Source organism: Solimonas fluminis, assembly GCF_002930645.1.
Classification (GTDB): domain Bacteria; phylum Pseudomonadota; class Gammaproteobacteria; order Nevskiales; family Nevskiaceae; genus Solimonas_A; species Solimonas_A fluminis.
The window spans coordinates 167,032-173,390 of the sequence record NZ_PSNW01000010.1 but is presented as its reverse complement, the minus strand read 5'-3'; the positions used below and the strand labels follow the sequence as shown (position 1 = coordinate 173,390).

The window sequence follows — 6,359 nt, the reverse complement described above, 5'->3', positions numbered from 1 at the left end:
ACTCTCCAATTAAATATGTATAACTGGATGGCACCTCAACCCCAAAAGGGTCTTCAGTGCCGTAAGAGCTATCTTCGCTATGCTCAACTTACGTTTGGCTTTACGTTGATACTCTCGGTTGTGTTGCTGTGGCTTCTGCCACGCACCGGGAGCACCCACACAAATTACTTGCTAATTTGTTCTTAAAGATCAGTGCTTTGAGGCTTCGTCGTTTTGCGTCGTTGCCGTCAGCGGGGCGCGAATAATAGGCGAATCCGGGCCCTCTGCAACAGGGGTTTTTCAGGAAAATTTCAACCCGCTGTTTTTAAATGACTTTACTCCGCATCTTTTTGCTCCGACCGGGCGCAATCGCGACCCAGGCCCAGCAACTGCGCGGAATGTGGACAGATAGTGCTCACTGACGAGCCCCTTCAGCCCGCGAGCTCAATGCTTGTCCGTTGAGAGCCCAAGATCGGCGCGGCCCTTCCGTCCGGCTTGAAGAAACCGCGCGCCGTACCTGAAGCATCCGCTGGTTTCGCCTCCCGCATTTCAAGCCTTGCATGCCAGCAGCGACATGGCCGGCAAGCGTGCTTGCGTCGATCTACCGGAACTCCGGACCAACCAGGCCAGCGCAGCTGCGCGTGCCGTCAACATCCACCAAGGTCTTGCCCGCCTCCTCCTCAGAGAGGCACGAAGGCGAGCAGGACGGAACGACCTCGGAGGAGCATGGCGTGTTTCCGGGAAACGAAGAAGCAAAGGCCAGCGTTCCGAGGTGATGCAGCGTGGCGCCACCCCCGGCAAATCCTGCCCATTCAAGCATGCGGTCTGGCACTATCGAATGGCTGGCCGCCCCCAGCCGGACGAGAAACGATGATCGAATCCCTGGCGCAGGCACCCATCCCGCTGGCCGTGAAGCTCGCCTACAGCGCCTTCATGGCGGTGCTGCTGCCCGTGTACCTTCGCCAGTACGGCCCGACCAACCTCCTGTACTTCTGCGATGTCGCCCTGCTGCTGACGCTCGCCGGCATCTGGACGGAGGATGCGCTGCTGCTGTCGGTGGCGACCGTGGGCATCCTGATCGCGCAGCTCTTCTGGCTACTGTCCTTCCTGGGGCATCTCTTCGGGCGCCGGATCAGCGGCATGACGGACTACATGTTCGAGACCCGGCGCTCGCGCTTCCTGCGGGGACTGTCGCTGTTCCATGGCTGGCTGCCCGTGCTGCTGCTCTATCTCCTGCTGCATACCGGCTACGACCCGCGCGCCCTGCCCATCTGGACCGTGTTGGCCAGCCTTCTGGTCCTGGTCTGCTACTTCCTCATGCCGCCGCCGTCACCCCACCGCGGCCTGGCACCGGTGAACATCAACTACGTCTACGGGTTCGACAGCGACAAGCCGCAGTCCTGGATGCCGCGGCAAGCTTGGCTGGCGCTGGTCCTGCTGGGGTTCCCGCTGCTGCTCTACCTGCCGGCACACCTGTTGCTGAACTGGTTGATGCCAGCTGCGGTCCGATAGGGCCTCAGGGGCCGGGCGGACATGGCACATGCCCCGCTGAAGGAGAATTCGGAACCAATTGACCCTACCCCCCCAGGGGTGTATAAACCCCGACTTTGTTCGACTTTGCATCGCCAAGGCAGATGGCATTAGATTGGTTCAAATGAAAGCCAAAACGACGAAAAGCCCGGCAAAACCGGCTCCTGCGAAGGCAGCAGCCTCGAAGTCCGGCGGCTCCAAGAGTGCTCCGGGACTGCTCAGCAAGCTCAAGGGCGCCCTGACCAGCAAGAAGCCCGCACCGGCGGCCAAGGCCCCGGCCAAGCCCGCCGCCGCCAAACCGGCGGCCAAGCCCGCCGCCAAGGCCGCCCCGGCGAAGCCGGCGGCGCCTGCCAAGGCCCCCACCAAACCCGCTGCTACCGCGGCCAAGCCCGCTGTGGCCAAGTCCCCCACTCCTACGTCCTCGATGAAACCCGCCAGCACCGACAAGAGCAGCAAGGCCGCCCCCGCTTCCGCCCCGGCCAAAAAGGCGGCCGCGCCGGCGCCTGCACCGAAGAAGCCGGCAGCGCGCAAGCCGGTGACGCCGATCAGCTTCGATGGGCTGCCGACCGAAGATCAGTTGCGTGCGATGTCGGACGACGACTACATGAACGACACCCAGCTGGAGTTCTTCCGCCACCGCCTGCTGCAGATGCGCGCGGAGGTACTGGAACGCGAGGTGGACGTGAAGGAACGCCTGCACCAGCGCGAAGTCTTCGCCGACCCCGCCGACCGCGCCACCGCCGAGGAAGAGCATTGGCTCGATCTGCGCCTGCGCGAGCGCGAGTCGCTGCTGCTCCGCAAGATCGACGATGCCCTGCGCCGCCTGGAGAACCGCGAGTACGGCTACTGCGAGAAGACCGGCGATCCCATCGGCATCCCGCGCCTGCTGGCACGCCCGACGGCCACCGTCTGCGTGGACGTCAAGGGCCAGGATGAGCGCGTGGAAGCGCAGTTCCGCGATCGCTGAGGCAAGGCCGTCCGCTGTAAACGACAAGGCCCCGGAGCGATCCGGGGCTTTTCTTGTTGGAGCCTGCTGTTGAGCCGCCCGCGAACCCGGCCCGGCGATCCGGAAACGAAAAAGCCCCGGATCGCTCCGAGGCTTGCTTGGCTGGAACTGACTGAGGGTCCGCTGGTGCCCATGGCCGGACTCGAACCGGCACGCCTTGCGGCGCAAGATTTTAAGTCTCGTGCGTCTACCGATTCCGCCACACGGGCTGCGGGAAATGTGCGGTAAATGGAGGCCAGGGTCGGAATTGAACCGGCGTACGCGGATTTGCAGTCGGTTGCCTTCGCCCTGCAAAATCTTACGGATGCCGCCAAGCCTTCGATAACTTTAAGGTTTTCTCTCCCGATTGTTCCCGGGAGAACCCGCTAGTACCTGTTCATTGTAGCAAAAAATGGCTTCAATCCGGCCAACAAACCGGCCACGGCGTGCTCCCCCGCTTGTGCTTTCCGGAAACCCGGATACCGCGACTCGGTAAGATAACCGAGTCAAGCCATGACGAATGACGTTGATGTGGTCGATGCAGAAGTGGTTGCGCGGACCTGCGGCTGGACGTTGAAGACCCTCTGGAACCGGCGGTCAGCCGGAATGCCGACGCCTCCGAGCGTGCAAGTTCCGGGGATGAAACGACCAGTATGGCTCAGGCGCGACTTGATCGAATGGCTTGAAATGCACCGGGTCCGGCCCGCTCGTCGGGGCCGTCCAAGGAAAGGCGTTCCTTCGTGAGGGCTGTGCACACTGGTCATTTATGGGGAGTCTAGGTGCGCAGCAAGGCGCTCACGGCAGAGCTTTATCGCCGCCGCCGAGCGATCCGAGAGCAGCGCCGCACAACCGAGCCGCACGGCCGCAGCACCGGTGGTGCCGCTGCCCGCCGTCGGATCGATCACCAAATCCCCGGGCTTGGTCGTCATGCGTAGCAAAGGTTCAATCACCGATTCCGGCTTCTGATACCGAAATCCTGTCTGCTCCGAACGTTTGATGAATCCCGAGAGAAGCGCCTCCTGGAAAACGCTGTAGGGGGTCATCTTGAATTCGAGGCGATTCGCCGCCGCAAGCGCCCGGTGCTTCTCCGAGTAGAAGTGTTCGGGATACAGCTTTCCGTCGCGTCTTCGCAGGTGCAGACAGGTCTGCTGGGAGGGCCGCCACGATTTGGACCGTGACGGAGCATTTTTGAAGAACCAGGTCAGCCACCCCTCCAGCTTCAAGTGCGAAGGCCAATGGTCTACAAGCCTCGCTACTGACTCTGGAAATCCCCAGATAAAGATGTGAGGGGCGACCTGACTCGCCGCAGTAATCAGCGGGATCGTTTCGGCAAGGTAGGCAGCCCGTCCTGGCACATTCTTGTTCCTGTACATCGGATCCAGAACGACAGCACGTGCCTTCACGCCGGCGGCATGGAGCTGCGCGAGCAGCTCAAGGGCCCCGATTGGACCACGGACCAAAGCCCGGCCGGGTCGTGGAAGCACGAGTTGCTCTGGCGTTGGATCGACGGCCGCTATCCTGCTTGCCGCAGTATCAGCCCGGGACCGATTATGGGCCGCCAGCAATTCGGACACCTCTCCAAGAAGGCTCAAAGGAACCCGGACGCTCCGCGCAGGTTCTCCAAATCGCCCCGAGCCTAGTGGTCGCCCCGCCCCGGTTCTACGTCCACCCTTTGGCACGTGAATTTGTCTTCTGATTGTCTGGCGACAATCATAGGGCATGAAACCCGGTAGGAGCAGTTCAAGGACTAGAAGGTTAAAGGCACGATCCGCAGTCCGGCATCCGGTTTGGGGCTGTTGATGCAAGGCAAAGCAGGCTATGCCGCAAAATTTTGATCGCTGGTCGAAAAGTCTATTGCCCGTACAGCGGTCAATGCCACATCCGATATTTGACCGACTCGGCAGACGCTTCAGGCTTTGGGACAGTGCCCCGAACTAGTCCACGGTTTAATGTAACCCGTACCTCGGAATTCGGGCCAACACTGATTTCTTGCCAATTTGCCTCAAAATCACCGGCGAACAATGCATATAGTGCATTGATTTTAAAATGTTTTTCAATAAACGCTGTTACACTTATGATAATAGCTCTTATCGTAAGTTGGGGGTCCGGACCAATCAAATACTGTACTTTTGACCCCACTTTTGTGTCTCAAGAACCGCGCAGTCGGCCTTGGCCTAGCATCGCTCCTGCCTCGGTATCCTGTGTCTCACGCAGGGGCCGGCAAAGGCAACACACTGAAGTTCAAGCGTTGGAAAAAGCACTGACCACCCAATCGGCCGCCACCCAGGCAAGGAACAGCCACAACGCTACAAAACACGTTGCGGCGGTATAACTGACGGGCCTGCTCGCGGCTTGCCGTGCTTGCACCCGGGCCGACTCTAGGATTTCTGGGGGAGTGAGCCGGACGACCAGGGCCAGACCCAGAGGGATCAACACTAGGTCATCAAGGTAGCCTAGGACGGGAATGAAATCCGGGATGAGGTCGATCGGGCTGAGGGCATATGCCGCCACAACCAGAGCCACTAGACGGACATGAAATGGCGTGCGGGGATCACGCGCGGCGAAGTACACCGTCAAGGTTTGTTGCTTGAGCTGCTTGGCTTGAGCCTTCAGGGAATCCAGAACTCTCACTGGCCGTACTTCGTTGATGTTTGCGCGCCGAACATTGGGAGTGACCAGCGTACCACTCGTTGAGAATCAAGCGCTGCCCGGCTCACTGGATTTGGCCTTCTGCAGCCGCCGGATTTCTGCTCTGGCTTCTTCCAACTGGCCCTGCAGCGCCGAAAGCTTCCCATCGAGCTTCGCTGCTTCCCGGAGGGCTTCATCGCGATCCCGCTTGTGTTGCTCAAGCGCGGCCGTCAACTGCTCGATCTCGGCGCGCGCCCGATCCAGCTCAGCGTGGCGCAGCGCCTGATCCTTGGTGGCCTGCTCCTGGGCCCGCTGCAGGGCGTTCTCGGCGGCTACCACAGCGTCCTGGCGCTTGGCGAGGTCGCGCTGGGTGGTCGTCAGCTCGGCCCGGAGCGAGGCATTCAGCTTGGCGGCCTCCGAAACCGAAGTTTCAAGAGTTGCCGCATGCTTGGCAGCGGCCGCCGTTTCACGCTCCCGGTCCTGCACCAGGCGTTGCAACTGGGCCTTTTGTTCGTCGATGCGACCCAGCAGATGACGCTCGTTGCCCTCAGCCTGGTCGCGTAGTCGCTGCAGTTCGCCAGCATGCTTCTGGGCGGCGCGTTCGCGCTCGGCCTCGGAGGCGCGGGCCTGGGCCTCGGCGGTGGTCGCGCGGGTCGTCTGGCTCCCCAGTTCTTTCTCGGTGCTGGCGAGCTTGGCTGAGGTGGCTTTGAGCTGCTCCCGGTGACGTTCGAGATCGGCGTTCAGGTCGGCCACCCGCTGATGGAACGCCGTGCGCTCGACTTCGAAGTCCCGACGCTCCTGGGCCAGGGCCTCACGGCCCGCAGCCAGCTCGCCCTCGGCTGCCGCTCGCTCCTTCTCGAGCTCCTCGCGGGCGGTGGCCTGCACCTGCTCGTAGAGCTCGGCGGCCGCCGTCGCGATCGGCGCCGGCAGGTTCAAGCGCGCCTGCAGCGACTGGAAATACTGCTTCAGCAGCGCGTTCACTGTCGCGGGCGAGCCGGTGCCGAGGAGGCGCCGGATGCCGTCAATCGTGGGCCGTTCGCCGTCGGCGAGGAGCTGGTCCGCGGCGCGGGTGATGTCGTCGATCGTTACACCGCGCACGGACGGTCCTGGCCGGCGGCTGGCGCCGATGTTGTGGTCAAAATTCCCATTTGGGGTCTCCCGATTCTCAAACCCCTACCCTTGCTTTTGTACTCGTGATAAGAGATGTTTATCACGAATACGGCATGTCATTCGTTAA

At 61.7% G+C, this 6,359-nt stretch carries 5 protein-coding genes and 1 tRNA gene; 2 read left to right on the top strand and 4 right to left on the bottom strand.

From position 1 onward, the window contains the following. Positions 1 to 849 precede the first annotated feature (849 nt). Both C3942_RS17340 and dksA read left to right on the top strand, forming a co-directional pair. Positions 850 to 1,491 (top strand): hypothetical protein, encoded by a 642-nt coding sequence (locus C3942_RS17340; RefSeq protein WP_243393649.1) that lies wholly within the window; start codon positions 850 to 852, stop codon positions 1,489 to 1,491. Positions 1,492 to 1,633: 142 nt separating this feature from the next. Further along, on the top strand, positions 1,634 to 2,476 hold the full coding sequence (dksA, locus tag C3942_RS22735) for an RNA polymerase-binding protein DksA (RefSeq protein ID WP_243393648.1): 843 nt from the start codon (positions 1,634 to 1,636) through the stop codon (positions 2,474 to 2,476). 163 nt (positions 2,477 to 2,639) lie between these two features. Here dksA and C3942_RS17325 read toward each other — a convergent pair. The 4 genes from C3942_RS17325 to C3942_RS17310 all read right to left on the bottom strand — a co-directional run bounded on the left by C3942_RS17325 (position 2,640) and on the right by C3942_RS17310 (position 6,220). After that, a tRNA-Leu gene (locus C3942_RS17325) sits at positions 2,640 to 2,724 on the bottom strand. Positions 2,725 to 3,258: 534 nt separating this feature from the next. After that, on the bottom strand, positions 3,259 to 4,068 hold the full coding sequence (locus tag C3942_RS17320) for a DNA methyltransferase (protein ID WP_133164341.1): 810 nt from the start codon (positions 4,066 to 4,068) through the stop codon (positions 3,259 to 3,261). Positions 4,069 to 4,735: 667 nt separating this feature from the next. Then, entirely contained in the window at positions 4,736 to 5,125 is a 390-nt protein-coding gene (locus C3942_RS23000; RefSeq protein WP_104231612.1) for a YkvA family protein, read from the bottom strand. A gap of 66 nt (positions 5,126 to 5,191) precedes the next feature. After that, positions 5,192 to 6,220 (bottom strand): DNA-binding protein, encoded by a 1,029-nt coding sequence (locus C3942_RS17310; protein ID WP_104231611.1) that lies wholly within the window; start codon positions 6,218 to 6,220, stop codon positions 5,192 to 5,194. Positions 6,221 to 6,359 lie beyond the last annotated feature (139 nt).